The organism is Antarctobacter sp. (assembly GCF_965277915.1).
Lineage (GTDB): Bacteria > Pseudomonadota > Alphaproteobacteria > Rhodobacterales > Rhodobacteraceae > Antarctobacter.
Genome location: NZ_OZ255849.1, coordinates 2570268 through 2595000, shown reverse-complemented (window position 1 = coordinate 2595000; position 24733 = coordinate 2570268). Strand labels below are relative to the sequence as shown.

The following is a 24733-nucleotide window of genomic DNA, read 5'->3' as shown; positions in this document are numbered from 1 at the left end:
GCTCAAGCCATGAGCCGAAGCTTAGGATGCCGTAAGGCATGGTAGCGGAGCGTAGTGTGATATAGGACTTATCCTTTACTGCCGCCGGTCGTACGGAGCGTGGAAACGCGCTCAAGTAGCCGATAGGCGGTAGCGCAGGAGAAAGTCTTTTCTGTGAAGCCGGCCTGTGAGGGATCCGGTGGAGAGATCACTAGCGAGAATGATGACATGAGTAGCGACAAAGAGTGTGAGAGACACTCTCGCCGAAAGTCCAAGGGTTCCTGCTTAAAGCTAATCTGAGCAGGGTAAGCCGACCCCTAAGGCGAGGCCGAAAGGCGTAGTCGATGGGAACCAGGTTAATATTCCTGGGCCAGGAGGATGTGACGGATTGTGGCGGCGTGCGTGCCTTATCGGATTGGCACGTATCCAAGACAGTCCCAGGAAATAGCCCTCCATGAGATCGTACCCTAAACCGACACAGGTGGACTGGTAGAGAATACCAAGGCGCTTGAGAGAACGATGTTGAAGGAACTCGGCAAAATACCTCCGTAAGTTCGCGAGAAGGAGGCCCGGTACACGACTACCGGGGGCACAAACCAGGGGGTGGCGACTGTTTATTAAAAACACAGGGCTCTGCGAAGTCGCAAGACGACGTATAGGGTCTGACGCCTGCCCGGTGCCTGAAGGTTAAAAGGAGGGGTGCAAGCTCCGAATTGAAGCCCAGGTAAACGGCGGCCGTAACTATAACGGTCCTAAGGTAGCGAAATTCCTTGTCGGGTAAGTTCCGACCTGCACGAATGGCGTAACGACTTCCCCGCTGTCTCCAACATCGACTCAGCGAAATTGAATTGCCTGTCAAGATGCAGGCTTCCCGCGGTTAGACGGAAAGACCCCGTGCACCTTCACTACAGCTTCGCACTGGCATCAGGCACAACATGTGCAGGATAGGTGGTAGGCTTTGAAGCAGGGACGCCAGTCCCTGTGGAGCCTCCCTTGAGATACCACCCTTGTTCTGCTTGATGTCTAACCGCGGCCCGTTATCCGGGTCCGGGACCCTGCGTGGTGGGTAGTTTGACTGGGGCGGTCGCCTCCTAAAGCGTAACGGAGGCGCGCGAAGGTTGGCTCAGAGCGGTCGGAAATCGCTCGTTGAGTGCAATGGCAGAAGCCAGCCTGACTGCAAGACTGACAAGTCGAGCAGAGTCGAAAGACGGCCATAGTGATCCGGTGGTCCCAAGTGGGAGGGCCATCGCTCAACGGATAAAAGGTACGCCGGGGATAACAGGCTGATACTGCCCAAGAGTCCATATCGACGGCAGTGTTTGGCACCTCGATGTCGGCTCATCTCATCCTGGGGCTGGAGCAGGTCCCAAGGGTATGGCTGTTCGCCATTTAAAGAGGTACGTGAGCTGGGTTTAGAACGTCGTGAGACAGTTCGGTCCCTATCTGCCGTGGGTGTAGGATACTTGAGAGGAGTTGCCCCTAGTACGAGAGGACCGGGGTGAACGATCCACTGGTGGACCTGTTGTTGCGCCAGCAGCAGTGCAGGGTAGCTATGATCGGACAGGATAACCGCTGAAGGCATCTAAGCGGGAAGCCCCCCTCAAAACAAGGTATCCCTGAGGACCGTGGAAGACCACCACGTCGATAGGCCGGAGATGTAAGCACAGCAATGTGTTCAGTTGACCGGTACTAATGGTCCGATAGGCTTGATTTGATCCAGTAACAGCAAGGTTCCAAAACCATGTTACGGACATCAAGGCATACACCATAGGTGTACTGACGCGGACAACGATGTTGATTGACGTTGCGCCAGGATTGGAAAGGCGTGGCAACGCGGTATCGCTTCGCGAAACGCTGCCTGCCACCAAACCCAATCCCCGCAGCGATGTGGTTTTTCCTCGGTTTGGTGGTCATAGCGTGAGCAAAACACCCGGATCCATTCCGAACCCGGCCGTTAAGTGCCACCGCGCCAATGGTACTGCGTCTCAAGACGTGGGAGAGTAGGTCGCCGCCAAACCTAGTAAAAACCACACCTCTCTATGCAGTCAGCCAGTACCGACCAATGGTGCCCCAACAACGGGCGCACAAGATACCGGAAAACAAGTCCGGAATTGGCGCGGGGTGGAGCAGCCCGGTAGCTCGTCAGGCTCATAACCTGAAGGTCGCAGGTTCAAATCCTGCCCCCGCAACCAGCTTTAGCGAACAGGCCGCACCCGAAAGGGTCGCGACCTTTTTGCTGTCTCCGAAACTCAACAGTTCCAACAGCTTGCCACGGATCTCCGGCGTGTGGCGGTCCGCTTCCTCGTCCCAAGACACGACCACCGTCTCGACCAGCGTGTGCAACTCGTCAGCCGCCGGGCCTGCAACGGCCGCGTCCGTGAGCTTCCCCACCAGATCCTCGACATGGTCCCGGTAGAGTGCGGGAATATCATCTGGCAGTTCGATTGGCGCAGGGATGAGCGTCTCGCGCTCGGCCCGGAGTGCCGTGAGTTCAGCGTCGGCGGCGTTCAGGCGCCTGATGACCGGGGGCGAATAGTCGCCGTTCTCCACGGCAGCCATCATCTTGTCGTATGTCTTCTGGACCTCGCGGATGCGGGCGTCGTGTCTCTGGAGCACTTGCCCGCTTTCCTGCTCGTCAGCCTGCATCCTGGCGATGTAGCTCGACCGGAATTGCTCGTATTCCTTCTCTTGCATCAGCCCCTCGCGCAGGCCACCGAGGATCGTCTCGGCGGCGTCGGCCTCCGAAAGACCGGGCATGCCGGTGCAGACGGCCTCGCCCTTCTCCTTGGCATTGGCGCAATAGTAGCGCCGCCGGGCACCTTTGCCGGCCACGGTGAGATTGCCGCCGCACTGGCCGCAGGTCAGCAGCCCCGAGAGCAGATACTTGCGCCGCCGCGCGCTCTGTGCCGCTCCGGCGCCGGTCTTGCCACCGGCCTCGGCCCGGGTGCGCGTGGTGTCGATCAGGTCCTGCCGCGCTTTTACCTTGTCCCACAACGCCTCGTCGATGATCCGCAAGTCGAGCTTCTCGGTGGTGAGCCATTCTTCGGGTGGGTTGGGCTTGGAGACCCGGCGTCCTGTCTCGGGATGCTTGGAGTAGCGCTGCCGGTTCCAGACGTGCCGCCCGATGTAGAGTTCGTTGTTGAGGATCCCGGTGCCGCGCGCACGGTGGCCGTAGATCGTGTTGGCCTTCCAGTGACCGCTTCCTTCGCCGCGTCCGCGCGGGGCAGGGACCGCGGCCGCATTGAGATCGGCAGCGATCTGTCGCGGCGATTTGCCGGCGGCGTATTCCTCGAAGATAAGGCGCATAATCGCAGCCTCTTCCTGGTCGATCCGCATGATGCTGCCGTCCGACTTTCCGTCTCGAGGCGGTAGGGCCTCGGAGCGATAGCCGTAGGTCCGCCCGCCGGTGTTCTTGCCGGCCTGAACGCGGCCGACGAGGCCGCGGCGTGTCTTGTGCGAAAGCTCTTCCAGGAATAGCTGTGCGAAGGTCCCGAGGATCCCGATATCGAAGATCCCCAGCTTGCCGCGATGGAGCTGGTGCATCTCGACATAGGCGTAGTTGGCCTTCTTGTAGAAGAGCATCAACAGCTCGAGGTCGCGCGCCAGCCGGTCGAGATGTTCGAAGAGCACGATGTCGCAACCGTCCTCCGCGATGAAAGCCTGCAATGCCTCGAAGCCAGAGCGGCCGCGCGTCGCGCCGCTGATCGCCACGTCTTCGAACACCTGCACGACGGTCCATCCATCCTGTCGCGCCGCGTGCTGACGGCAGAGCCGCACCTGATCCTCGATCGAGGTCGGGTTCTGCAGATCGCTGGAATATCGCGCAAAGATGGCGACGCGGACGGGCTTGGCGGCTTGGATCATTCGAAACCTTCAACGGCGAGCGAGCGACAGAAGTTGACGCATTCGTCACGCGCTGTCCCGTCTCCCTCCAAACACTGAAATCCGGATGAAAATATGACGGGCGTTCCATAAATCGGCCCGAATCGACCGGCACAACGCGACTACTGCGTCCGGAGTGCCCGCCTTCGTATTGCCCTCCCGGGCAGTCCGCTTGGCGGCAACTTCGGCGATGAGGTCGATCAGGTTCGCGAGGGCCATGCGCTTCTCCTTCGGCTGTGGACACCGAAAACTGACAGACTGGCGAGAGCCGAGCCCTCGTGTGTGATTGACGAGCCCGTGCAGGCAGGACCTGCACGGGCTTCTCTTTGGCGGGCGCGCCGACATCTGTAGCAGCAGAAGGTTCGCCGGCGCGCCCTGACGCGGGTGTTCCGGCCCGCGTGTCTCATCAGGCTGCGGCGCGCAGCCCCTCCGGGGCCTTCTCGGCGCGCAGGATGTCGTGCACCGCCGAGAGGGTGGCGTAGAGCTCGATCAGCACCGCCAGGGCGTTCGAGAGTCGGTCAGCCTCCGGCGTGAGCCGTTCCTGGCCCCAGGTCTTGTAGTCGGAAACGTTATCCGGGCTGAGGTCGTAGCGCGTCTCGACATAGGTGCCCTCGGCGATCTCGGCGTCGAGGACGCCGACCAGCTCGTGCAGCATCGCCAGGATGCCCTTGTCGAAGATCTTGCCTGTCAATCGGCAGGCAATCTTGCCCCCTTATCGGCGCCGAAAATTGATCCCCTCGGAGCTGAGCTGGCCCGGCGCTGCGTAGTCCTCACACAGCGCAGCCGTATCGGGCCAGCGGGTTCTCGGTCATTCACGGGTCTTGAAGCGCCAACTCTCGTTGCCGGTTTCGACGATGTCACAATGATGGGTCAGCCGGTCGAGCAGCGCAGTGGTCATCTTGGCGTCGCCAAAGACCGAAGGCCATTCGCCGAAGTCGAGATTGGTCGTCACGATGATCGAGGTGCGCTCGTAGAGGCGGCTGATGAGATGGAACAGCAGCTGGCCGCCGGTCTGGGCGAAGGGAAGATAGCCGAGTTCGTCGAGGATCAAGAAGTCGAGGCGGCACAGCAGGTCTGCGGTGCGCCCCTGTCGATCGGCACGGGCTTCGGCATCGAGCTTGTTTACCAGGTCTACGACATTGAAGAAGCGCCCCCGCTTGCCGCGCCGGATGCAGGCCCGGGCGATGCTGACGGCAAGGTGGGATTTGCCGGTCCCTGTGCCGCCGATCAGCACGACATTGCGTTGATGCTCAAGGAACTCGCCGGAGGCCAGGTCGCGCACCAGCGTTTCGTTGACAGGCGTGCCCTCGAAGTCGAGCTCCTTGACCTCTTTCGCCAGAGGTAGCGTGGCGATCGTCATCTGGTATTTGATCGACCGGGCCTGCTTCTCGCTGATCTCGGCGGCCAGGAGGTCGCCAATGATCTGTTGTGGCTCGTACTGGCGCTTGATCGCCGTGGTGATGATCTCGTCGTAGGCCGTCCTCATGCCGTAGAGCTTCAACTGGCCCATGGCGTCCAGCACCTGTGATCGTTCCATCGGTTTTTCTCCGGAGACTGTCATGGCGATCGCAATTGGCAGCAGGCTCGCAGGCCAGCTTCAGCGCATCCGGCGTCGTGATTGTCAACGGCGGTGGCGGTTCGCGGTGGCGCGCCAGAATGTTCAGAACGACCGGAATAGACGTTGTGCGCCAGCGCCTCCGAGCAGGCCGCTTCGACGGCTTCGATGCCATCACTGAGCACGGCACCGAGGATCTCGACCAACTGGCGGTCGCCACCGGGCTGGTGCTCCAGCTTGCGCCGCACACGGCGCAGTGCCGGCGGCAATTCCCATTCTTTGAAGGGCGCGCCGTTGCGCAACGCGCCAGGTTTGCGCGCCAGGACGGGTACGTAATGCACGGGATCGTAGACGGTGGTGTTTCGCCCGAAGACCCGATCATGGCGAGCGACAACCTGCCCGTCCTGCCAGCATTCCAAACGGTCGGCGTAGGCCCTGATCTCGACCGGCCGCCCAACAGTCCGAGCATCGACCGAGTAGAGGTTCTTGTCGAAGCGCACGAGGCAGGGTGAAGGGCGTCCAGGAATTGGTACAGTGGACCAATTCAGCCCTGAACGGGCGGAGCCCCGGGCTTGGACACCGATGCCGGCACCGCGTGGAAGCCATCGAACGGGCCGACATAAGGGATCAGGCTCGGCCGCTCGGCTTGGGACACCTCCCAAACCGTCTTCTCCGGTATGTCGGGATGTTTGTTCGCTTTGGCGTGGGCCATACACGGTCCTCGAGCCAGGCGTTCAACTCGGCGAGGGATTTGAACTTGGGGCGCGGTACAAAGAAGCGCTGCCGGAGGACGCCGACCTGGTTCTCGACCTGGCCCTTCTCCCAGCCCGATGCGGGCGTGCAGGCGACCGGATCGACCAAGTAGTGCCCGCACATCTGCTGGAACCGGCGATTGTAGGCGCGGTCCTTGCCAACAAAGATCGTGTCCACCGCCGTCTTCGCGTCCATTGTCCTCGGACCATGTATGGATGGCCCCTTGGCAAGAGCTTTGTTCGGGTCCGGCAATCTGGTCGGTCGCGGCCATGTATTCGGCGTCTGTGTGCAGCGGTTTTACGGCTGCGCGCCCTGATGAAGTCAGCCGGCGGGCGGGTCCCGATCAATGGCACGCACTTCGAGGTGCTCCGGTCCGAACTGGGTATCCCGTTCCGCTTCTTACCGTCCCTGTGCCATCACCTCACGCTGCGCCTCACCATCTCTGGGCCTGCCGGTTCGCGACCGGCTTGGCCGTTCTTTGCCTGGCCGTTCTTTATCGTCTCAAGCCATGGTGTTCCGGTAGCTGTCGCCCCGCCTTATCAGCGCCCAGATCGTCCGGGCCATGCGGTTAGCCAGTGCGATAGCGACCACCTTTACGGGCTTGCGGGCGAGCATCCGGTCGATCCAGTCCGGCACCCGGCCTGATGCACCCTCTCTACGTCCGCGCCGCGCACTGATCTGGGCCATGGCGCCGAGGTAAAGCAGCCTGCGCAGGTACCGATTGCCAGCCTTGGAAATCCGCCCGAGCCTCTCTTTCCCGCCACTGGAATGAGCTCGCGGCGTCAGGCCGAGCCACGCCGCGTAGTCGCGCGCGCTGCGGAAGGCGGCCACATCGGGGGTGGTGGCCGCAAACGCGCTGGACGAAATCGTACCCACCCCGGGTACCGTCGCAAGTCGACGCGCCAGCGCGTCTTCGCCCTGCATCTCCCCGATCCGCGCAGTGACCTCTTCGATCCGGGCCTGTGTGTCGCGCAGTTGACCGGCCAGCATGTCCAGCGCCGGACGCGCCGTAGAATGCACGTCGCGGGCTGCGTCGAGCAGGCGATCGACGTGATGGATTCCCTTCGGCACGACGATCCCGAACTCGCCGAGGTGCGCACGGATCGCGTTTACGATTTGCGTTCTCTGCCGGACGAGGAAGTCCCGTGCCTTGTGATCGAGCAGGGCCGCCTGCCGCTGCGCCGACTTCACCGGCACGAAGCGCATCGTCGGGCGGGTCACCGCCTCGCAAATGGCCTCGGCATCAGCGGCATCAGTTTTGCCCCTCTTCACGTAGGGCTTCACATAGGCGGGCGGCATGAGACGGACTTCATGGCCAAGGGTTGCCAGTTCTCGCGCCCAATGATGGGCCCCCGCGCAGGCTTCCATGCCAACGAGGCAAGGGCCCAGCCGGGCAAAGAACACCAGGACCTGCGACCGCCGCAACTGACGGCGGCAGATGACCGTGCCTTCCGTGTCCACTCCGTGAACTTGGAAAACGTTCTTGGCCAGATCGAGGCCGATGGTGTTAGGTTGGTCCATGGATGGCTCCTCTCAGGTGCGGGCTTTCACAGACCCACCTTGGCACAACGCGAAGCCGCTGGTGGAGCCATCCACACCATCAATGGCTTTCCAATGGCTCAATCCTGAAAATACGCCCGACGGATCTTTGCAATCGTCTCCACGACCAACATCCCACACTGTGCTCCCCGATGACCTCGGGGGCATCATCCACATCAGTGTAAGGGGGTCATTTTTGGACGCCGATAACCCCTCTAAAGGGTCAAAATTGCACGCCTGTTCACACCCCGCCGCCTTCGAACGGAAAGTGGCCTAAACGAGCACCTGGGGCGGCACGAAAAAGGGACAGGTCCAGACGTATGTCACCGAAAGATCGAATTTCGTACCCGTTCTCCTTCGCAAGAGGTGACATGAATCGCTCCGCGATCAAGCCAATGGCAATGACCACCGGTGACGCCGCCCGAAAAACATGCGGTCTATAACGACGCTTTCTGTCAAGTCCTGCCCGCTTTCCCGTGCGGGCTATCAAGGCTGGCCTGCGTCAGTTGCGCGCTCTTCTCGCGAACAGGTCGAACAGGCTCCGGCGGTCTGCTGCGAGTCGAGCGATCTCTGTCTGCAGTGCCTCGATGCGGTCGGGGTCGGTTGTGCAGACGTCCGAAACCCTGCTCAGGCCGCGGATGCGATGGTCGGCCTCTTCGGGGGACATGGCGGGCTGGCCAATTTCGGGAAAGCGGAGGCCGAATGTCCGTTCCAGCCAGTCGAGGTCCAAAGCCCGGGCTTCGATTGCCTCTTTCAGTCCCTTGCGCAGACGCGGCCGCGAAAAGCCACTGCACTTGCTGTCGGCCTCTTGCACCAGCGCTTTCATCCTTTGTGTGCGTCTCGCGTGGTACCGGGTCGGGGCCTCGATCTCGCCGCGTAGATAGCGCTGCATGATCTCCATCGCTTCAGGGCTGAGGCTCGTGTTGTCCTCGGTTGCCGAGCGTCGTGCGCTGGCGGGATCCACCCCGACAAAGCGTCGGCAGAAATCGGTGACGACGTCCTGGTCTGCCAGTTCGGATCGGGCAAAGCGGATACAGGTCAGAGGGCCCGGGCCGTGAAGGCTCCAGGGTTCCAGTGTGTCACGGAAATAGCTGCGCGACGGGATGGTGAAATCGGGACGTTTCTTGAGGTCCTGCTGGGCGGACGACAGGAAGTGTGACGCCGGGTCGCGCAGGTAGGCACAGACGTCGATGCGGCTGAACAGGGGGCGCAGTTCATCTGTCAGGCGCTGAAGCGCCGCAGGCGCAAAAGGGCGGAACTGGTTTTCGCAGGACAGGACCACAAGCCGCGGGTTGGTCTTGTCCATTGTGTCGCGGGCCGCGTGCCAGAACGTCTTGCCCAAGGCCCGTTTGCGGTCGTCGGCCCGGGTCCCGCGCAGCCGGGGATCGTGCTGTTTCACGTCGTCGGTGAGATAGGAAAAGATGTCCTGGTGATTGGTGTGCTTGCCGGTCTCTGGGAACAGCACGCCCGCGTCGCGAAGCATCTCGGGGTTGGTGCGCAAGAAATTCTGGATCGAGGTCGAGCCGGTCTTTCCCTGGCCGATGTGGATCAGAAGATTGGGCATCCTGGACTCGCCTGACGACAGAGGAAAAATCGCTTGCCGGCAACGGAAAGCCGCCGCCGTGAACTGATACACGGCTGTGCGGTCGGCTGCAAACCGCGCCTTTGCCTCCCGCGTGGGCCGTCTTGGGCGTGGTCTCCCTCGTACACTGGTGGTCGGGACCGCGTGTGGCTTATCCCCACTTGTCGAGTGAGGCACGCAACTCGGGATGCTCCCGCGCCTTGTCCTGCAGCGACAGACCTTCGGCTGCGGCCTCCCAGGCCTGCCGGATCGCCTGAACGCCCGCGGCGGCGCCCATCGGGTGGCCGTGAATACCGCCGCCGCCCAGGTACATCAGGTCCAGTGTCTGACCGGTGCGGGTGTAGGTCTCGACCGCCTGTCCGCCCCATTGGCCGGAACAGACGACCGGCAAAGGCCTGTCATCCTCGGAAAAGATGGGGGTCATCACGTCGTGAAAGCTTTTGACGAAACTCTCGTCCGGCTCCCAGTACTTGGCCGCGAGTCCGTTGATCTGGAACTGGTCGACGCCCAGCAGGCGCCAGATCTTCTGGTAGGCGCGAAATTCCATTCCCAATGCCGGGTGGCGAGTCAGGATATCCCAGCCGTTACGATGCGCATGCAAACACAGTTGCGAGCGTTTGCGCAGGAAACTCATGCCGCCTGGCCCGATCGAATTGATGTTGATCACCGCCGCATTGCCGCCGCGTTTCAAGACGTAGTCATGTCCATGCATCATCTGGTCGGGGTCGGCCGAGGAAATGCCGAAGGCATACATCACCCGCTTGCCGGTCCTTTCGGCATGGGCGTCGATCACGGGCATGATGGCGTCGACCCGCGCCTTCAGCGGGGCGTAGCCGGGGTTCATCATCTTCTCGTCGTCCTTGATGAAATCGACCCCGGCGGCGCAGAGCTCTGCCACCACCTTGGCGGTATCCTCGGGCGTCAGCCCCAGAGAGGGCTTTATGATCGAGGCGATGATCGGCCCGTCGTCCACCCCGGTCAGGCGTCGTGACCCCTTGATGCCGAATTGCGGACCGGGATGGCAGGACCACGCCTCGGGCAGGTCGAAATCCATCACCCGCACCCCGGTCAGCCCGCGCGCGGCATAGACCCCGCCGACCGTCACCGTAAGCAGCGCCGCGATGTCCGTGCCGATCGCTTCCAGCGGATAGGCAATCACTGCGTCGCCACGGTTGAAGGGACCATGCGAGTCAGTGGGAAGTCCGGGCCGGTCCGCAGGGGGCAGGGCGGTCACGCTTTCCACACGCGCCGCGCAGCGTTTGCGCACCGCGTCGGTTTCGCCGGGCAATTCGGTGAAGGTCCCGGTGGACTGGTCCGAGGCGATCTTGGCCGCCATCGCCTCGACGCTGCCAGGACATTCGATGCGATAGGTCACACGGATGAAATCTTCGGTCATGGGCTCTCCTGTTGTAGTCGCACTGTAATGCTCATCATACCTGTTGACAATCATGTAATCATATCACAGGCTGGCGGCGATCAGGGAGGTAGAGCCCGTAACGGGCCGACTGATCTTTGGAGGAATGATTCATGAGCATTACACGTCGTCTCTTTGTATCCGGTCTGGCCATCACGGCGGTCCTGCCGACAGTCCGCGCCGCCTGGGCGCAAGACAAAGGCCTGATCGCGATCATCACCCCGAGTCATGACAACCCGTTCTTCAAGGCCGAAGCCGTGGGCGCCGAGGCGCGGGCGCGTGAACTGGGCTATGAGACCCTTGTGCTGGTGCATGATGACGACCCCAACAAGCAGTCCGAGATGTTCGACACCGCCATCGCGCGCGGCGCGGTTGCGATCATCTGCGACAATGCAGGGGCCGATGCATCGGTTGCACCTGTCCGGCGGGCCAAGGAGGCGGGTATTCCGGCCTTCCTCATCGACCGTGAAATCAAGGAAAGCGGCATCGCCATCAGCCAGATCGTGTCGAACAACTACCAGGGCGCACAGCTGGGGGCCGAGGAATTCGTGGCGCTCATGGGCGAAGAGGGCCCCTATGTCGAGCTGCTGGGCCGCGAGGCGGACACCAACGCGGGCATCCGCTCTGCCGGGTATCACGATATCATCGACCAGTACCCTGATCTTCAGATGGTCGCACAGCAGTCCGCCAACTGGTCGCAGACCGAGGGCTACGAGAAGATGGAAACCATCCTGCAGGCCAACCCGGGGATCAAGGGCGTGATCTGCGGCAACGATACGATGGCGATGGGCGCCTGGGCCGCGCTCGAGGCGGCGGGCCGAACCGACGTGATCGTGGTCGGCTTTGACGGTTCCAACGACGTGCGGGATTCGATCCTGGCCGGCGGGATCAAGGCGACCGTGTTGCAGCCGGCCTATCGCCAGGCGCAGCTGGCGGTCGAGCAGGCGGACGAATACCTGCGCACCGGATCGACCGGCCAGCCGGAGAAACAGCTGATGGATTGCGTGCTGATCACGCCGGACAACGCCGCTCGGCTGGAAACCTTTGCCCTGGCGGACGCAAGCTGATTGATCCCGGCGGCCCGGGGAGCCGGGCCGCCCCATCCCGAACAGAACCGGAAGTCCTATGCGCCAAGCGATCCTGTCGGGCGCACTGGTCTGCGTGTTGCTGCCTGCGGCGGCGTGCAAGATCGTGCCCAATCCCGACCCAAATGACCAATCCGAAGCCCTGGCAAGCCAGACCGACGAGGCCCGCATGGCGGCCTATGCCGACGCGAACTGGGAGACCAAGGTGCTGCCGGTCATCGCCGAACATACGGTGGAATACGACATCTGGCGGCAAGCGCTGTCACAAGGGCTGGACGCGGCCGGCGAGGCGCATGGCCTGCGCCCGGAAGGTGAGGCCAATCCCTGGAACTTCGTCGTCTCCGGTACGGGGACAGTGACCGAAGCCAAGCTCGACAGCCGCGCCGCCAAGATGCAGGTGGACATGGATGGCGACGGCGCCGCCGACGTGGTGCTGCAACTGGGCCCGATCATTCGCGGCACCGCCATGCGCGACGCCATGCCATTTGTCGTCTTTACCGATTTCCGCGACCAGATCGAATTCGCCAAACTGGCCCGTGCGATGAACGAACGCGCCAGCGACGGGCTGAACCGGCCCGAGGGCGACGTGATCGGCCATACGGTGAGTTTCACCGGCGTCTTCACTCTGCGCGCCGCAGGTGACACGCCCGAGGTCGTGCCAGTCGAAATCGAGATGGGGGCCGCCCCATGACTCTCTATCCCGAATCCGGCAGTCCTCATCCGATCGGGCTGTCGATCCGCGGTGGCACCAAGGTCTATCCCGGCACCATCGCCCTCAAGGAGGTCGATTTCGACCTGCGCATGGGCGCGGTCAACGTGCTGGTGGGGGAAAACGGCGCCGGTAAATCCACCATGATGAAGGTTATCGCAGGGGTCGAACAGTTGACCTCCGGCACTGTGACCATGAACGGCGAAGCGGTGCATTTCACCTCGACCGACGATGCCGAACGGCATGGCATCGGCATCGTCTTCCAGGAGCTCAACCTGTTCCCGAACCTGACCGTGGCCGACAATATCTTCATGGCGCATGAAAAGACCCGCGGCGGCATCGACATCGACATGTCGGCGCAGCGCGAGGCCACCCGCGCCCTGATGCAACGCCTGGAACATGACATCGACCCGGACACGCTGGTGGGTGATCTGAAGGTCGGGCAGCAGCAGATCGTCGAGATCGCCAAGAGCCTGTCACGCGACGCCCGCATTCTCATCCTGGACGAGCCGACCTCGGCCCTGTCCAACGCCGAGGTCGAGATACTCTTTCGCGTGATCGAGGAACTGAAGGCCGAAGGTGTCGGCATCGTCTACATCTCGCACCGGCTCGAAGAACTGATCCGCGTCGGCAACTACATCACCGTCCTGCGTGACGGGATGATCACCGGGGCCCAGTCGATGGAAGGCGTCGATATTCCTTGGATCGTACGCAACATGATTGGCGACAGCTCCAAGGATTTCGCCAAGGAGATCGAACATCCCTTCGGCGACGAGGCCCTGCGGGTCGAGAACATGCGCCTGGCAGACACCAGCGGCGGCTTTGCGGTGGACGGTGTGTCCCTGTCGCTGCGCGCGGGCGAGATCCTGGGGATCTACGGGTTGATGGGCGCCGGCCGGACCGAGCTGCTGGAAGGCATCATAGGCCGGCACCCCCATGCCGCCGGGGATGTCTGGGTACAGGGGGACAAGATGGGACGGCCCTCTGTCTCCGACCGCATCGCCAAGGGGCTGGCCCTGATCCCCGAGGACCGCAAGCACGACGGGCTGGTCCAGATCCTGTCGATCCGCGAGAACATGACGCTCTCTTCCGTCGGCAGCTTCACCCGGGGCGTGCACATGGACCTGGGAAAGGAACGCTCGCGCGTGGCGGATTTCGTGCGCCGCATGGTCATCAAGATCGTCTCGCCCGAACATCCGGTGTCCGCGCTCTCGGGCGGCAACCAGCAGAAGGTGGTGATTTCCAAGGCGCTGATGACCGGGCCCAAGGTGCTGTTGATGGACGAACCCTCGCGCGGGATCGACATCGGCGCCAAGGCCGAGGTCTTTCGCGTGATGCGCCAGCTGGCGGCCGAGGGGCTGGGCATCGTCTTTGTCACATCCGACCTCGAAGAGGTCATGAGCCTGTCGGACCGCATCATCGTGATGTCGGACGGACGGATCACCGGAGAATTCAGCAGGGAGGAGGTTACGGAAACGGCTCTGGTCAGCGCTTCCGCCGTGGGCCACGCCCCCCTGACAGAGCAGGACGCGGAAAGGGAGACCGCAAAATGACCGACATGACCGCAAACGGTGCCGGAGCCTCCAGCCCCAGTGCAACGCTGCTATTGATCCTGAAGGCGCGGACCTTCATCGCGCTGATCCTTGTCTTCGTATTCTTTTCCATCTTCGCCCCGAATTTCCTGTCGGCGGCGAACATGGTCATCATGTCGAAACACGTTGCCCTGAACGCTTTCCTGGCCATCGGGATGACCTTTGTCATCGTCTCGGGCGGGATCGACCTGTCGGTCGGGTCCATCGTCGGGCTTTGCGGGATGGTGGCAGGCTACCTGCTGCTCAACGGGATCGACATCGGGCTTGGCTGGTCGATCCAGTTCAACACATTGGAAATCTGCCTGATGGTCGCGCTGGTGGGGATTGCCATCGGGGCGCTGAACGGGTTCCTGATCACCAAGCTGAACGTGGCGCCCTTTATCGCCACGCTGGGAACGCTTTACATCGCACGCGGGGCGGCGATGCTGTCGAGCGACGGCAAGACCTTTCCGAACCTCTCGGGCAATGCGGAGTATGGATCGCAAAGCTTCCGGATGATCGGGTCGGGCGATTTCCTGGGCGTGCCGATCTCGATCTGGATGCTGATCGCGGTGGGTGTCCTGGCCGCCTATATCGCGCGCCGCACGCCCCTGGGCCGGTTCATCTATGCCGTCGGCGGCAACGAACGCGCGGCGGGGCTGTCCGGCGTGAAAGTCACCCAGGTCAAGTATTTCGTCTACATGTTCTCGGGTTTCTGCGCGGCACTGGTGGGGATCATCATTTCCTCGCAACTGGTCGCGGCCCATCCGGCCACCGGCGACACCTTCGAGCTGAACGCCATCGCGGCGGCGGTTCTGGGCGGCACCTCCATGTCCGGCGGGCGCGGGCGCATCGGCGGGACGATCGTCGGCGCCTTCGTGATCGGGGTGCTGTCCGACGGTCTGGTGATGATGGGCGTGTCAGCCTTCTGGCAGACTGTTATCAAGGGGCTTGTCATCATCGCGGCCGTGGTCATCGACCAGGCTCAACAAAAGGTCCAGGCAAAGGTCGCGCTGCAGGCCCAGGCCGCGTTGGGCAAATAAGAGGAGAGACAGTATGAAAGGCGCACTCATCGGCTGTGGCTTCTTTGCCCGCAATCAACTGCATGCATGGGCGGATGTGACCGGGGCAGAGATCGTGGCGATCTGCGATCGGGACGAAACCCGCCTGGCCGAGGCTGGCGAGGCATTCGGCATCGCCCGCCGTTACACCGACGCCGCAGTGATGTTCGCGGATGGCGGGTTCGATTTTGTCGACATTGCCACCACTGTCCCCTCGCACCGCCCGCTGGTCGAAATGGCGGCAGGGGCGGGCGTTCACGTCATCTGCCAAAAGCCCTTTGCCCTGAACATGGACGATGCCCGCGCCATGATCGCGGCGGTCGAGGCCACGGGCAAGACCCTGATGGTGCATGAGAACTTTCGCTGGCAATCGGCGGTGCGCGCGGCCATCGAGGCGCTGCGCGCCGGCGCCATCGGCACGCCCTTCTTTGGCCGGGTGAGTTTTCGGTCCGGCTTTGACGTCTTTTCCGGGCAGCCCTACCTTGCGGAAGGAGAGCGATTCATCATCGAGGATCTGGGCATTCACATCCTCGATATCGCCCGCGCTTTGTTCGGCGACGTCGAGCGGATTGCGGCCACCACCAAACGGATCAACTCGAATATCCGGGGCGAGGACGTGGCCACCATGCTGTTGTCCCACGACAGTGGCGTGACCTCGGTGGTGGATTGTTCCTATGCCACGCGGCGCATGCCTGAAACCTTTCCGGAAACCCTGCTGGAAATCGACGGCAGCGAGGGAACGTTGCGGTTGGATGCGGGTTATCGGCTGACGATCCAGCGCGGCGGGCAGGAAGAGGTGCGCGATGTCTCTCCGCCGGTGCTGCCCTGGGCGGAACGGCCCTGGCACAACATCCAGGAAAGCGTGGCGCTGATCCAGCAGCATTTCATCGATTGCATCGTCGCGGATCGCGCGCCCGAGACCTCGGGGGCGGATAACCTGCGGACCTTTGCGCTGGTCGAGGCCGCTTACCTGTCGGCTGCGGAGGGGCGCAGCGTCGCGTTGTCAGAGCTGTGAGCCCGGCGCTTTATGGCACCGATCAGCCGCCTGCAGCTTCCGGGGAGATCCAGCATGGCGATGTAACCCTGCACCTGCAGGACGGGGCGCTGCGCCACATCCGCGTGGGCGGTGTCGAGATCATCCGCTCTGTCGCCTTTCTGGCGCGGGATCGCGATTGGGGCACTATTGCGCCGACCCATGGGGCGTTGACCCGCGACACCCGGGACGGGGCGCTGCACCTGACCATGCCGATGCGTTTCGATACCGCGACAGCGCGGTTGGAGGCTGTCGTGGCCATGACGCTTGGGGCAGGGCGGCTGACGGTCCATGCCCGGGGACGGGCCTCCGGGGACTTCGAAACAAACCGCGCCGGGTTTACCCTTTTGCACCCGATCGACGGTATCGCGGGCTGCCCGGCGCGCGTGACCCATACTGACGGGCAAGTCGAGGACAGCCATTTCCCCGAGTTGATCGACCCCTGGCAGCCCTTCATGGACATCGCCGCGCTGGAGCATCAGGCCAACGGGTTGCGCGTATGCTGCGCCTTTCGGGGCGATACCTTCGAAATGGAAGACCAGCGCCAGTGGGGAGATGCCTCCTACAAGACCTACAACCGACCCTTGGCCTTGCCTTGGCCTTACGTTATCGCGGATGGCGAGGTGCTGGAGCAATCCGTCGAGATCACCTGGGAAGGCTGCAAGACGCGGCCTATCGCCAGTCGTCCCGCGCCAAAGGACGCGCGGTTTCCGGAAATGGCTTTGGTGCTGGATGCGGCGGACGCGACGCGGATGTCGGACAACCCCGGCGATCTGGACATGGTGCGCCCGCAGCGGATCTTGTGCCATGTGGATGCGGCGTCTGGGCCTGTTTCGCCTCAGATCGAGGCCTTTGCCAAGGCGCAGGCGGCGCGGCCCGACGTGGCCTATGACCTGGAACTGATCTGCCGGTTCGACGGCGAGCAAACGCCCGACGCCGAGTTGCAGGCGCATGCCGACGCCGTCGCGACCAGCGGCTTTGCCCCGGCCTCTGTCCTTGTCGTGCCTTCGGTCGATCGGCAATCGACGCCGCCAGGATCGGAATGGCCCGAATGCCCGCCACTCGCGGAAGTTCATGCCGCTGCCGCGCACGCCTTTCCCGGCCTTGTCCGGGGAGGCGGGATGGCAAGCCTCTTTACAGAGCTCAACCGCAAACGCCCGCCGCTGGAGATGCTGGATTTCGTCAGTCACGGGCTTTGCCCCATCGTGCATGCTGCCGATGACCTTTCGGTGATGGAAACGCTGGAGGCAGTGCCGTATATCGCCCGGTCTGCCCGCGCCATCATCGGGCAAGCCGAGTACCGCATCGGGCCAGCGACCATTGCCATGCGGCAGAACCCCTATGGGTCGCGCACGATCCCCAACCCGGACGCCGGGCGCGTCTGCATGACGGATGATGACCCAAGGCACCGCGGTGCCTTTGGCGCGGCCTATGCGCTTGGGCTGGCGGCGGCCCTGGCGCCCTTCGACATCGCGGTCTGGACACCGGCGGCGCTCTACGGGGCGCGTGGCGTGGTGGGCAATCCCGGCCCCTTGCCGCAGGCCCTGCGCGCCCTGGCGGGGATCGCGGGGCAGCCCGTCAAAGAGGCCACTGTCCGCGATGGGCTGGCGGTGCTGGAGGTCGGGCCCACGCGGCTGTGCGCCAACCTGACCCCGCAGGAGCGGCAAGGGCTGTCGCCCTTTGGCTGGTCCGGCGGAATGGATTGAGGCGCCCGGATGAAACGGCTACTTATCATGTTACCTGACGAGTTCGCGCCGGAGCCCAAGACATGGAGAGCCCATTGAAATCTGCACCCGACAAGATTGTCCGCCGCAAATTGTCGGAACAGGTGCTTGAGCGCCTGCACGAGATGATCCGGACGCGGGAGCTGAAACCGGGCGACTACATGCCCTCGGAGCGGGCCTTGATGGAACGGTTCGGCGTGGGCCGCCCGGCCGTGCGTGAGGCCCTGCAATCGCTGCACAACAGCGGGCTGATCACCATCAGCCACGGCGAACGCTCGCGGGTGAATGAACTCAACGCGTCCAGCGTCCTGACCCAGTCGGATGAACTGGCGCGGCTGGTATTGGATTCCGCGCCGGCCAACCTCGACCACCTGAAACACGCCCGTCAAATGTTCGAATTGGGCATGGTGCGCGTCGCCGCCGAAAACGCGACAGCCGACGACGTGGCCGAACTGCGCGCCCTGATCGACTTGCAGCGCAGCCAGCTGGGCGATGCCAATGCCTTCATCACCACCGATATGGCCTTTCACCGCAAGCTGGCCTCGCTGACGGACAACCCGATCATCCTGTCGGTGTCGGATGCGATGCTTGGCTGGCTGTTCGAATACCATGTCAGCCTGCTGCACCGGTCCGGCAGCGAGGACGTGACCCTGGCCGAACATGCCAAGATCGTCGATCACATCGAGGCGCATGACGCCGAGGGCGCGGTCGAGGAGATGCGCCGCCACCTGGAACGGTCACGCGTGTCCTTCGGACCGCACGGTTAACGCGGCCCGCCGCCGTCGCGAATCCAGCCGAAGTAGTCCTCGCTGCCCATCTGTCCGCCCTTGAGGGCGATTTGCAGCCCGTCATGCGCGCTGCCGCCAAAGCCCTGGCAAAGCGCCGCGCCCGGAATGGTCGGGGCCAGCGCCTGCAAAGCCTCCAGCCCCAGCGCCCGCATTCCGTGCCCCGAAGTGTCGCCGCCCGAGATGACGGCGCGGCGCAGGCCGGTCTGCCGCAGGGTGCGGTCCAGAATGCGCCCCAGCGACTGGCCGATCCGGGCGTTTGCCGTGTCCGCCGACACGCCGCTGGTGGCCAGGGCGTCGCTGAATGCCGCGACACGAGAGTCGTCGGGGCCTTGGGCCGAGGTGACAAGTGGGCTGGCGCCGTTCTGGGCGGCCTCGGTTGCTGCCGTGGCGCAACGGTCGATTTCTGCTTCCAATGCGCCGGGATCGCCCAGCACACAAACGGTCTCGAAAGGGATCACCGCAAAGCCATGCGCGGCGGACCAGTCCAGTTGACGCGCCGTGCTGGGCGAGACAGAACCGGAAACGGCGGCGATCTGCGCCACCTTGCCGGCGCCTTTCACCGGCGGTGCCGGTGGCAATTCGCCGGTTTCTTGCCAGTGGCGCACCAGCGCGTATTCCAATCCCTGAGAGCCTGCGGCCACGCGCAAGCGGTCGCGGTTTTCCCAGATCAGTTTCCCGACGGCGGTTTCGCTGACTGGTTCCATGCTGTCGCAGGACAGGATCCGCGCGCCCTGATCCAGCGCATGATCCAGCGCCGCCTGGGCCGAGCCCGACCAGAGCGCTTCGAGGTCCAGCAGGGCAGAGGGCAGGTCGGTCTGCGCCGAAAGGTGGCGCAAGAGGTCGGATTCCGTCATCGGCGTGACCGGGTGCCGGGACATCACCGGATGACGATCCAGCCGAAAAACACCGTCGAAGGTGCCCGCGAACAGGTGCCCAAACGCCTGGTAGCGCCGCATCTGCGGGGCCGCCGTGACTAGCGGCACACCTTTCGAGGCGCGCTGGGCCAGGCACAATTCAATGGCCGTGCCGATGTTGCCGCTGTGCGGTGCGGAATCGAAGGTGGAACAGACCTTGTAGTGCAGGATCGGCGCGCCCGTTGCATCCAGCCAGGCCAGGGGAGCGGGCAGGTTGGCCCGCATGGCGTCAGGGCTGTCGGTGCGTGCGGTGGTGGCGATGCCGACAGCGTCGACATCGGAAAACCGGGCGGTCAGAGCCTCGGACGGTGGGGCGGAATACAGGACCGTCCGCAGGCCGGCAAAGGCCAGCACCTCCATCACGGCAGCCGATCCGGTGAAATCGTCGCCCAGCCAGGCCAGTCGTGGCGTCATGAAATGTGGTCCTTCCTGTGGCAAGGGGCCTGTCGCCTGTTGACATTGTTCTCATGATATTATCTGATCATACCAGTTAAGCAAGCCCTACCGGAGGAATACACAATGACCAAAGTCGCGCTTTTCGGAGCTGGCGGCAAAATGGGGGTCCGTCTGTCGCTGAACCTCGCGAAGACGGATTTCGACGTCAGCCACATTGAAATCAGCGACCCCGGAAAGGCGCGCCTGAAGACCGAGGTCGGTGTCGAGGCCGTCGATGCCGAAACCGGGTTGCAGGGGGCAGACGTTGTCATCCTTGCGGTACCGGACACGGTGATCGGCAAGGTCGCGGCGAACGTCGTGCCGACGCTGGCACCCGGGACGATGGTGGTCATTCTCGACGCGGCGGCGCCCTATGCCGGGCACCTGCCGGAACGCGAGGACATCACCTATTTCGTGACCCATCCCTGCCATCCGCCGATCTTCAACAATGAATCCACCGAGGCCGGTCGCAAGGACCATTTCGGCGGCGTGGCGGCGCAGCAGGGCGTGGTGAACGCGTTGATGCAGGGGCCGGAAGAACATTACGCCCTGGGCGATGCCGTCGCCCGCGCGATCTATGCCCCGGTTGCCCGGACCTACCGCGTGACAGTCGAACAGATGGCCTTGCTGGAACCGGGCCTGTCCGAAACCGTCTGTGCCTCGCTGCTGGTGGTGATGCGCGAGGCGATGGACGAGGTCGTGAAACGCGGTGTCAGCTATGACTGTGCGCGGGATTTCCTGCTGGGGCACATGAACATTCTCGGCGCGGTGATCTTCGACGAGGTCGAGGGTCAGTTCTCGGACGCCTGCAACAAGGCCATCGAGTTCGGCAAGCCGGCCCTGATGCGCGACGATTGGAAAAACGTGTTCGAGATGGACGAGATCGCCGCCAGCATCCGGCGCATCACCTGACCTGAATGGGCTGCCCCGGTTCGGGGCGGCCACCTTGGCGTGACGGGGTCACACCTGTATCTGGCCTGCCAGTGCGATCAGCGCCCTGTCGCTGCCGCGCGGTCCGACAAGTGACAGACCGACAGGCAGGCCGGCGCGGGTGTGCAACGGCAGGCTGACTTGCGGCAAACCGGCATGACCCGCAAGGGAAAGAAGCGTCAGCGCGCGATTGCGGTAGTCTTCCATTTCCTCGCCCTTCACGGACAGCAGGGGCGCTGGACCCGGAGCCGTGGGCAGGATGAGGACGTTCCGCTCTGCAAGACTGGCGATCAGGTGGTCCTCGATCCGGGCGCGGTTCATGCGCGCCTGCAAGATCTCTTGGCCGGTCAAAGTTAGCGCGCCCTCGAACCGCTGCTGGATGCCGGGGCCGAAGGCGGGCGCGGTCTCTGTGATCCAGTCGCGGAAATTCGCGGCCACCTCCGCCCCCTGGCAGATCCGGAAGGTCGGCAAGAGAAGGCTGCGCAGTTCGTCGGAAAACAGCGCGGGGCCCAGGCTCTGACCAGGTGGCAGCAGCGCTTCTGCGGTCTCTGTGTCTGCCAATTGCCAAAGGTCACGGGGATACAGGATTGGACCATCCAGAGGGGCGGCTGTTGGCGCGAACTGGTCTGCCAAAAGGGCAAGCGTGTTCGCGTCCCGCGTCATGAATCCCGGCACGTCATAGCTCTGGGCCAGCGGCACCAGTCCCTCTGCCGGCAAAAGGCCGTGCGTCGGGCGCCAGCCAAAGACACCGCAAAAGGCCGAGGGCAGGCGGACGGACCCGCCGGTGTCCGTGCCCAGCCCGATTTCCACCGCACCGGAGCCCACCGCCACGGCAGAGCCGGAAGAGGAGCCGCCGGGCATCCGGTCCGGCGTGATCGGGTTCACGGGGGTTCCGTACCGCGCGTTCTGTCCCATCAGGGAATAGGCCAGTTCGTCCATCTGGGTCTTGCCGACGGCCTCGGCCCCGAGGTCCAGCAGGCGCGCGACAAGCGGGGCGGTCGTCTCGGCGGCCTCATGGGTCGCCGCCCATTCGGGGTTGCCGCAGCCGGTGACATGCCCGGCGACGTCAAAATTGTCCTTCACCCCGAGGCGCAGCCCCGTCAGCGGCCCCTGGCCCGACGACAGCGGCGGGTCGAAGATCGAAACGAAGGGCGCGGCGCTGGACTGCATCACGATCCGTCCTGCATCAGCGAGACGTGGGCCGCGATCACGCGCCAGCCGTCTTCGGTGCGGACCCATGTCTGGCTCTGGCGGCCCACGCGGGTCGAGCCGACGCGCTGGAACTGAAGGTTGCAGATGCCCACATCAGGCCCCAGTGTCGTGATCTCGCGCCGGATGACCTCGCGCTGGGGCGATCCGCCAGTGCGGCCCTTGCGGAAGGCGCGGATCTCCTCGATCCCATAGAGATTTTCGCCCACCCCGTACCGCAATGTATTGGGATTGTCCCAGAACAGCCCGTCCAGCACTTCCAGGTCATTCTCCATAAGGGCCTTCTCGTAGAGGTCACAGGCGGCGGTCAACTCTGCCAGCGCCGCCGACTGGTTCAATGTCACGGTCATGCGCCGTCTCCGATCGCTTTGAGGATGTCCTTGCTGTCGCCGACAAAGCCGAAACATTGGCGCACGTTGTACAGCGTCGCATCCATGCAATAGGCGGGCGAGGTCGTGCCCGAGCAGTCCTCGAGCATGATGACGTCGTAGCCGAGGAAATTGGCGTCCTGCAGCGTGCACAGCACGCATTGGTCGGCGTTGACGCCTGCGAACAGCACGGTGGTGATGCTGAGGTTGCGCAGGATGCTGTCCAGTTCCGTGTCCTGGAACCCGGACATGCGGTACTTGGATACGGCGATGTCGCCCGCTTCCGGTGCCAGTTCATCGACCACGGCGGCGGCCCAGCTGCCTTCCTCGAGGACATGAGCGCCGTTCGAGGGCAGCGGCTTGCCGATGCCGGTCGACCGACCGTCGGGATCGTAGACATGCAGCACCGAGGGCGGCAGGTTCATGCGGTCGGGCCGGTTTCCCCAGTTGAGCCAGATGACCGGAACATCCTGTGCCCTGAGTTCCGGCAACAGCGCCTGCAGCGGCGCAATCTGGGCCCGGGCCGGTGCGACGTCGACGCCAAGGTGGGCCAGCCAGCCGTCGCCGTGGCAAAAGTCGTTCTGCATGTCGATCACGATGATCGCCGTGCGCGACAGGTCGATGGTGACGGCACGGTCGCGGTCGCGCAGGGTGACGGGACGCACCGGCGGCAGGCTGCGGGTCATGTCGACGCTGGACTCGCTGACATGCCATGCGTTGCGCGGCGTGGCCCCAAGGGGCAGGGGGGTGTCGGGGGAATGTTCCGTCATCTCAGGCCTCTGTCAGGACACGCAGGTCTTCGTCGTCCAGTTCCACCCGCTCTCCCGAGCGGATCAACTCGGAGAAATCCTGGTTCGGGGTCATGACCGTCAGGGTATAGAGCTTGCCCGCGCCGGTGTTCTCGACGACGTGGACAGAACCGGGGTTCAGCAGCAGCGCGTCCCCTTTCGCGATGGGCAGGCGGTCGCCATCGGACGAGGCAAAGCCCTCGCCTTCGATGACATAAAAGAACTCATGCGCCTTGGAGTGGCTGTTCGGCGGTGTCGCGCCGCCCTTGGTGAAGATCTCGACGACGTAGATGTTGTCGGTGGGCGCATTTGCGGGATCGAAGAGCATCACGAAGTAGTTGCTGTCCGTGGGCGCGATCTTCCAGGCCTCCGCCTTGGCGACCTGTTCATGTGAGAAGGATTTGATCATCTGGGGAAACCTCTTGTCGGTACGCGGTCTTGCGGGATGGAGATGAAGTGGCAGACGTGCCATGAATGGCACCGAAAGCCGGGGTTTCGATGACGGATTGGCAACGGAGAGGCGGATGCACGCGAGGGTTCTGACCTATGTGGACGAAGTGGCGCGGCAGGGGTCGATCCGGGCGGCGGCGGACAAGCTGAACGTCGCGGCCTCGGCGATCTCGCGGCAGATCAAGTCGCTGGAGGATGACCTGGGTACGCCGATCTTCAACCGGGCGCCCCGGTCGCTGACGCTGACCGCGGCGGGGGAAATCCTGCTGGTCCATATCCGCGAAACCCTGCGTGAGATGGATCGCAACCTCGCGCTGATCGAGGACCTCAAGGGGCTGCGCCGGGGCGAGGTTTCGGTCGTCCTGATGAGCGGACTTGCCTCGAACATCGTGCCACGCGTGGTGATGCAGTTCCGCAAGGCGAACCCCAAGGTCGCGGTGCGTCTGCAACTGATGACCGACCCGGACGAGATGATCGCCGCCGTGGCCGAGGGGCAGTCGGACCTTGCCATCGGCTTCGACTTTCCGCAGCGCCCCAACGTCCGGCAACTGGCTGTGGCGATGGTCAACCTTGGCGTTGTCGTGCCGCCGGATCATCCTTTTGCGGGGCGTTCCAGCGTCCGGCTGGACGAATGCGCCGACTACACGATGGTGGTGGCGGATTCGAGCATGGTGATCCGCCCGCACCTGGAAAAGCTCTTTGCCCGTTCCGGCGGACGGCCCAGCGACCTGATCGAGACCAACTCGATCGAGATGATGCGCCACCTGACACGGCTGGGGGGCTGCATCACCTTCCTGACACCCTTCGACATCGAGACGGAGGTGGCCGCCGGCCAGCTTGCCTTTGTCCCGGTCGAGGAATTCGCCCGCGAGACGCAGCGGCTCATCCTGCTGGGACCAGAGCGAAACCCCTCCGCGCTGGGCAGCGTGCTGGCAGAGCATTTCCGTGCGGCCCTGGGCTGAGC

The 24733-nt window shown here is 63.6% G+C and carries 20 protein-coding genes, 1 tRNA gene, 2 rRNA genes and 1 pseudogene (1 of these 24 running past the window's edge); 12 read left to right on the top strand and 12 right to left on the bottom strand.

From position 1 onward, the window contains the following. From ACQY5B_RS13450 to ACQY5B_RS13440, 3 genes are all read left to right on the top strand, one after another. Positions 1 to 1693, top strand: a 23S ribosomal RNA gene (locus ACQY5B_RS13450); it begins 1162 nt to the left of the window's first position. Positions 1694 to 1881: 188 nt separating this feature from the next. Continuing rightward, positions 1882 to 1996: ribosomal RNA gene (gene rrf, locus ACQY5B_RS13445) — 5S ribosomal RNA — on the top strand. A gap of 98 nt (positions 1997 to 2094) precedes the next feature. Beyond that, positions 2095 to 2171 (top strand) — tRNA-Met (locus tag ACQY5B_RS13440). On the opposite strand, the gene ACQY5B_RS13435 is transcribed toward ACQY5B_RS13440, so the two are convergent. The 7 genes and pseudogenes from ACQY5B_RS13435 to oiaX form a co-directional block, all read right to left on the bottom strand. Further along, complete coding sequence (locus ACQY5B_RS13435; protein ID WP_420328643.1) at positions 2128 to 3843, bottom strand: recombinase family protein; 1716 nt, start codon at positions 3841 to 3843, stop codon at positions 2128 to 2130. The genes ACQY5B_RS13440 and ACQY5B_RS13435 overlap by 44 nt on opposite strands. 424 nt (positions 3844 to 4267) lie before the next feature. Further along, the gene (locus ACQY5B_RS13430) at positions 4268 to 4552 is read right to left on the bottom strand and encodes a hypothetical protein (RefSeq protein ID WP_420324889.1); all 285 of its coding nucleotides are present in this window, start codon (positions 4550 to 4552) and stop codon (positions 4268 to 4270) included. 117 nt (positions 4553 to 4669) lie between these two features. Beyond that, a complete protein-coding gene (gene istB / locus ACQY5B_RS13425) occupies positions 4670 to 5398 on the bottom strand; it encodes an IS21-like element helper ATPase IstB (protein ID WP_420324890.1) in 729 nt (242 codons plus the stop codon). Beyond that, positions 5331 to 6355, bottom strand: a pseudogene (locus ACQY5B_RS13420) (Mu transposase domain-containing protein); the annotation flags it as partial. The gene istB and the pseudogene ACQY5B_RS13420, both read right to left, overlap by 68 nt. A gap of 315 nt (positions 6356 to 6670) precedes the next feature. Further along, positions 6671 to 7690, bottom strand: a complete 1020-nt coding sequence (locus tag ACQY5B_RS13415) for an IS110 family RNA-guided transposase (protein ID WP_420324722.1) — start codon at positions 7688 to 7690, stop codon at positions 6671 to 6673. 520 nt (positions 7691 to 8210) lie between these two features. Then, complete coding sequence (locus ACQY5B_RS13410; RefSeq protein WP_420324891.1) at positions 8211 to 9272, bottom strand: hypothetical protein; 1062 nt, start codon at positions 9270 to 9272, stop codon at positions 8211 to 8213. Between the two features lie 169 nt (positions 9273 to 9441). Beyond that, positions 9442 to 10686 carry a 3-oxo-isoapionate-4-phosphate decarboxylase OiaX gene (gene oiaX, locus ACQY5B_RS13405; RefSeq protein ID WP_420324892.1) on the bottom strand — a complete coding sequence of 415 codons (1245 nt, stop codon included), beginning with the start codon at positions 10684 to 10686 and terminating at the stop codon, positions 9442 to 9444. A gap of 131 nt (positions 10687 to 10817) precedes the next feature. Between oiaX and ACQY5B_RS13400 the strand changes: the two genes are divergently transcribed. The 7 genes from ACQY5B_RS13400 to nanR all read left to right on the top strand — a co-directional run bounded on the left by ACQY5B_RS13400 (position 10818) and on the right by nanR (position 18654). Further along, complete coding sequence (locus ACQY5B_RS13400; RefSeq protein ID WP_420324893.1) at positions 10818 to 11771, top strand: D-ribose ABC transporter substrate-binding protein; 954 nt, start codon at positions 10818 to 10820, stop codon at positions 11769 to 11771. A 58-nt stretch (positions 11772 to 11829) separates the two neighbouring features. After that, a complete protein-coding gene (locus ACQY5B_RS13395) occupies positions 11830 to 12480 on the top strand; it encodes a DUF2291 family protein (RefSeq protein ID WP_420324894.1) in 651 nt (216 codons plus the stop codon). Next, the gene (locus ACQY5B_RS13390) at positions 12477 to 14051 is read left to right on the top strand and encodes a sugar ABC transporter ATP-binding protein (protein ID WP_420324895.1); all 1575 of its coding nucleotides are present in this window, start codon (positions 12477 to 12479) and stop codon (positions 14049 to 14051) included. The genes ACQY5B_RS13395 and ACQY5B_RS13390 overlap by 4 nt, the downstream gene beginning before the upstream one ends. Continuing rightward, positions 14048 to 15112 (top strand): ABC transporter permease, encoded by a 1065-nt coding sequence (locus ACQY5B_RS13385; protein ID WP_420324896.1) that lies wholly within the window; start codon positions 14048 to 14050, stop codon positions 15110 to 15112. The genes ACQY5B_RS13390 and ACQY5B_RS13385 overlap by 4 nt, the downstream gene beginning before the upstream one ends. 13 nt (positions 15113 to 15125) lie before the next feature. Next, positions 15126 to 16145, top strand: a complete 1020-nt coding sequence (locus ACQY5B_RS13380; protein WP_420324897.1) for a Gfo/Idh/MocA family protein — start codon at positions 15126 to 15128, stop codon at positions 16143 to 16145. Then, the gene (locus ACQY5B_RS13375) at positions 16142 to 17869 is read left to right on the top strand and encodes a D-apionate lactonase family protein (protein WP_420324898.1); all 1728 of its coding nucleotides are present in this window, start codon (positions 16142 to 16144) and stop codon (positions 17867 to 17869) included. The genes ACQY5B_RS13380 and ACQY5B_RS13375 overlap by 4 nt, the downstream gene beginning before the upstream one ends. A 74-nt stretch (positions 17870 to 17943) precedes the next feature. Beyond that, entirely contained in the window at positions 17944 to 18654 is a 711-nt protein-coding gene (gene nanR, locus ACQY5B_RS13370; RefSeq protein WP_305968099.1) for a transcriptional regulator NanR, read from the top strand. Here nanR and ACQY5B_RS13365 read toward each other — a convergent pair. Then, entirely contained in the window at positions 18651 to 20003 is a 1353-nt protein-coding gene (locus tag ACQY5B_RS13365; protein WP_420324899.1) for a four-carbon acid sugar kinase family protein, read from the bottom strand. The two genes, nanR and ACQY5B_RS13365, sit on opposite strands and share 4 nt — an antisense overlap. 105 nt (positions 20004 to 20108) lie before the next feature. Here ACQY5B_RS13365 and ACQY5B_RS13360 point away from each other — a divergent pair, with 105 nt between their 5' ends. Further along, entirely contained in the window at positions 20109 to 20936 is an 828-nt protein-coding gene (locus tag ACQY5B_RS13360) for a phosphogluconate dehydrogenase C-terminal domain-containing protein (RefSeq protein ID WP_306043599.1), read from the top strand. A 48-nt stretch (positions 20937 to 20984) separates the two neighbouring features. On the opposite strand, the gene ACQY5B_RS13355 is transcribed toward ACQY5B_RS13360, so the two are convergent. From ACQY5B_RS13355 to ACQY5B_RS13340, 4 genes are read right to left on the bottom strand one after another with little or no spacing between them, the layout of a single operon-like run. Continuing rightward, positions 20985 to 22124, bottom strand: coding sequence for an amidase (locus ACQY5B_RS13355; protein WP_420324900.1), 1140 nt, complete (start codon positions 22122 to 22124; stop codon positions 20985 to 20987). Next, a complete protein-coding gene (hpxZ, locus tag ACQY5B_RS13350) occupies positions 22124 to 22513 on the bottom strand; it encodes an oxalurate catabolism protein HpxZ (protein ID WP_420324901.1) in 390 nt (129 codons plus the stop codon). The genes ACQY5B_RS13355 and hpxZ overlap by 1 nt, the downstream gene beginning before the upstream one ends. Beyond that, the gene (locus ACQY5B_RS13345) at positions 22510 to 23301 is read right to left on the bottom strand and encodes a cysteine hydrolase family protein (RefSeq protein ID WP_420324902.1); all 792 of its coding nucleotides are present in this window, start codon (positions 23299 to 23301) and stop codon (positions 22510 to 22512) included. The genes hpxZ and ACQY5B_RS13345 overlap by 4 nt, the downstream gene beginning before the upstream one ends. A gap of 1 nt (position 23302) precedes the next feature. Beyond that, positions 23303 to 23728: a cupin domain-containing protein gene (locus ACQY5B_RS13340; protein ID WP_305968105.1), complete on the bottom strand. Its 426-nt coding sequence runs from the start codon at positions 23726 to 23728 to the stop codon at positions 23303 to 23305. A 115-nt stretch (positions 23729 to 23843) separates the two neighbouring features. On the opposite strand from ACQY5B_RS13340, the gene ACQY5B_RS13335 reads away from it, so the two are divergent. Then, positions 23844 to 24731, top strand: a complete 888-nt coding sequence (locus ACQY5B_RS13335; protein ID WP_420324903.1) for a LysR family transcriptional regulator — start codon at positions 23844 to 23846, stop codon at positions 24729 to 24731. Positions 24732 to 24733 lie beyond the last annotated feature (2 nt).

Bases quoted from the DNA above. Each gene is read 5' to 3' on its own strand.
- ACQY5B_RS13435 (WP_420328643.1), bottom strand. From the start codon at position 3,843: ATGATCCAAGCCGCCAAGCCCGTCCGCGTCGCCATCTTTGCGCGATAT.
- istB (WP_420324890.1), bottom strand. From the start codon at position 5,398: ATGGAACGATCACAGGTGCTGGACGCCATGGGCCAGTTGAAGCTCTAC.
- ACQY5B_RS13415 (WP_420324722.1), bottom strand. From the start codon at position 7,690: ATGGACCAACCTAACACCATCGGCCTCGATCTGGCCAAGAACGTTTTC.
- ACQY5B_RS13410 (WP_420324891.1), bottom strand. From the start codon at position 9,272: ATGCCCAATCTTCTGATCCACATCGGCCAGGGAAAGACCGGCTCGACC.
- oiaX (WP_420324892.1), bottom strand. From the start codon at position 10,686: ATGACCGAAGATTTCATCCGTGTGACCTATCGCATCGAATGTCCTGGC.
- ACQY5B_RS13400 (WP_420324893.1), top strand. From the start codon at position 10,818: ATGAGCATTACACGTCGTCTCTTTGTATCCGGTCTGGCCATCACGGCG.
- ACQY5B_RS13395 (WP_420324894.1), top strand. From the start codon at position 11,830: ATGCGCCAAGCGATCCTGTCGGGCGCACTGGTCTGCGTGTTGCTGCCT.
- ACQY5B_RS13390 (WP_420324895.1), top strand. From the start codon at position 12,477: ATGACTCTCTATCCCGAATCCGGCAGTCCTCATCCGATCGGGCTGTCG.
- ACQY5B_RS13385 (WP_420324896.1), top strand. From the start codon at position 14,048: ATGACCGACATGACCGCAAACGGTGCCGGAGCCTCCAGCCCCAGTGCA.
- ACQY5B_RS13380 (WP_420324897.1), top strand. From the start codon at position 15,126: ATGAAAGGCGCACTCATCGGCTGTGGCTTCTTTGCCCGCAATCAACTG.
- ACQY5B_RS13365 (WP_420324899.1), bottom strand. From the start codon at position 20,003: ATGACGCCACGACTGGCCTGGCTGGGCGACGATTTCACCGGATCGGCT.
- ACQY5B_RS13360 (WP_306043599.1), top strand. From the start codon at position 20,109: ATGACCAAAGTCGCGCTTTTCGGAGCTGGCGGCAAAATGGGGGTCCGT.
- ACQY5B_RS13355 (WP_420324900.1), bottom strand. From the start codon at position 22,124: ATGCAGTCCAGCGCCGCGCCCTTCGTTTCGATCTTCGACCCGCCGCTG.
- hpxZ (WP_420324901.1), bottom strand. From the start codon at position 22,513: ATGACCGTGACATTGAACCAGTCGGCGGCGCTGGCAGAGTTGACCGCC.
- ACQY5B_RS13345 (WP_420324902.1), bottom strand. From the start codon at position 23,301: ATGACGGAACATTCCCCCGACACCCCCCTGCCCCTTGGGGCCACGCCG.
- ACQY5B_RS13340 (WP_305968105.1), bottom strand. From the start codon at position 23,728: ATGATCAAATCCTTCTCACATGAACAGGTCGCCAAGGCGGAGGCCTGG.
- ACQY5B_RS13335 (WP_420324903.1), top strand. From the start codon at position 23,844: ATGCACGCGAGGGTTCTGACCTATGTGGACGAAGTGGCGCGGCAGGGG.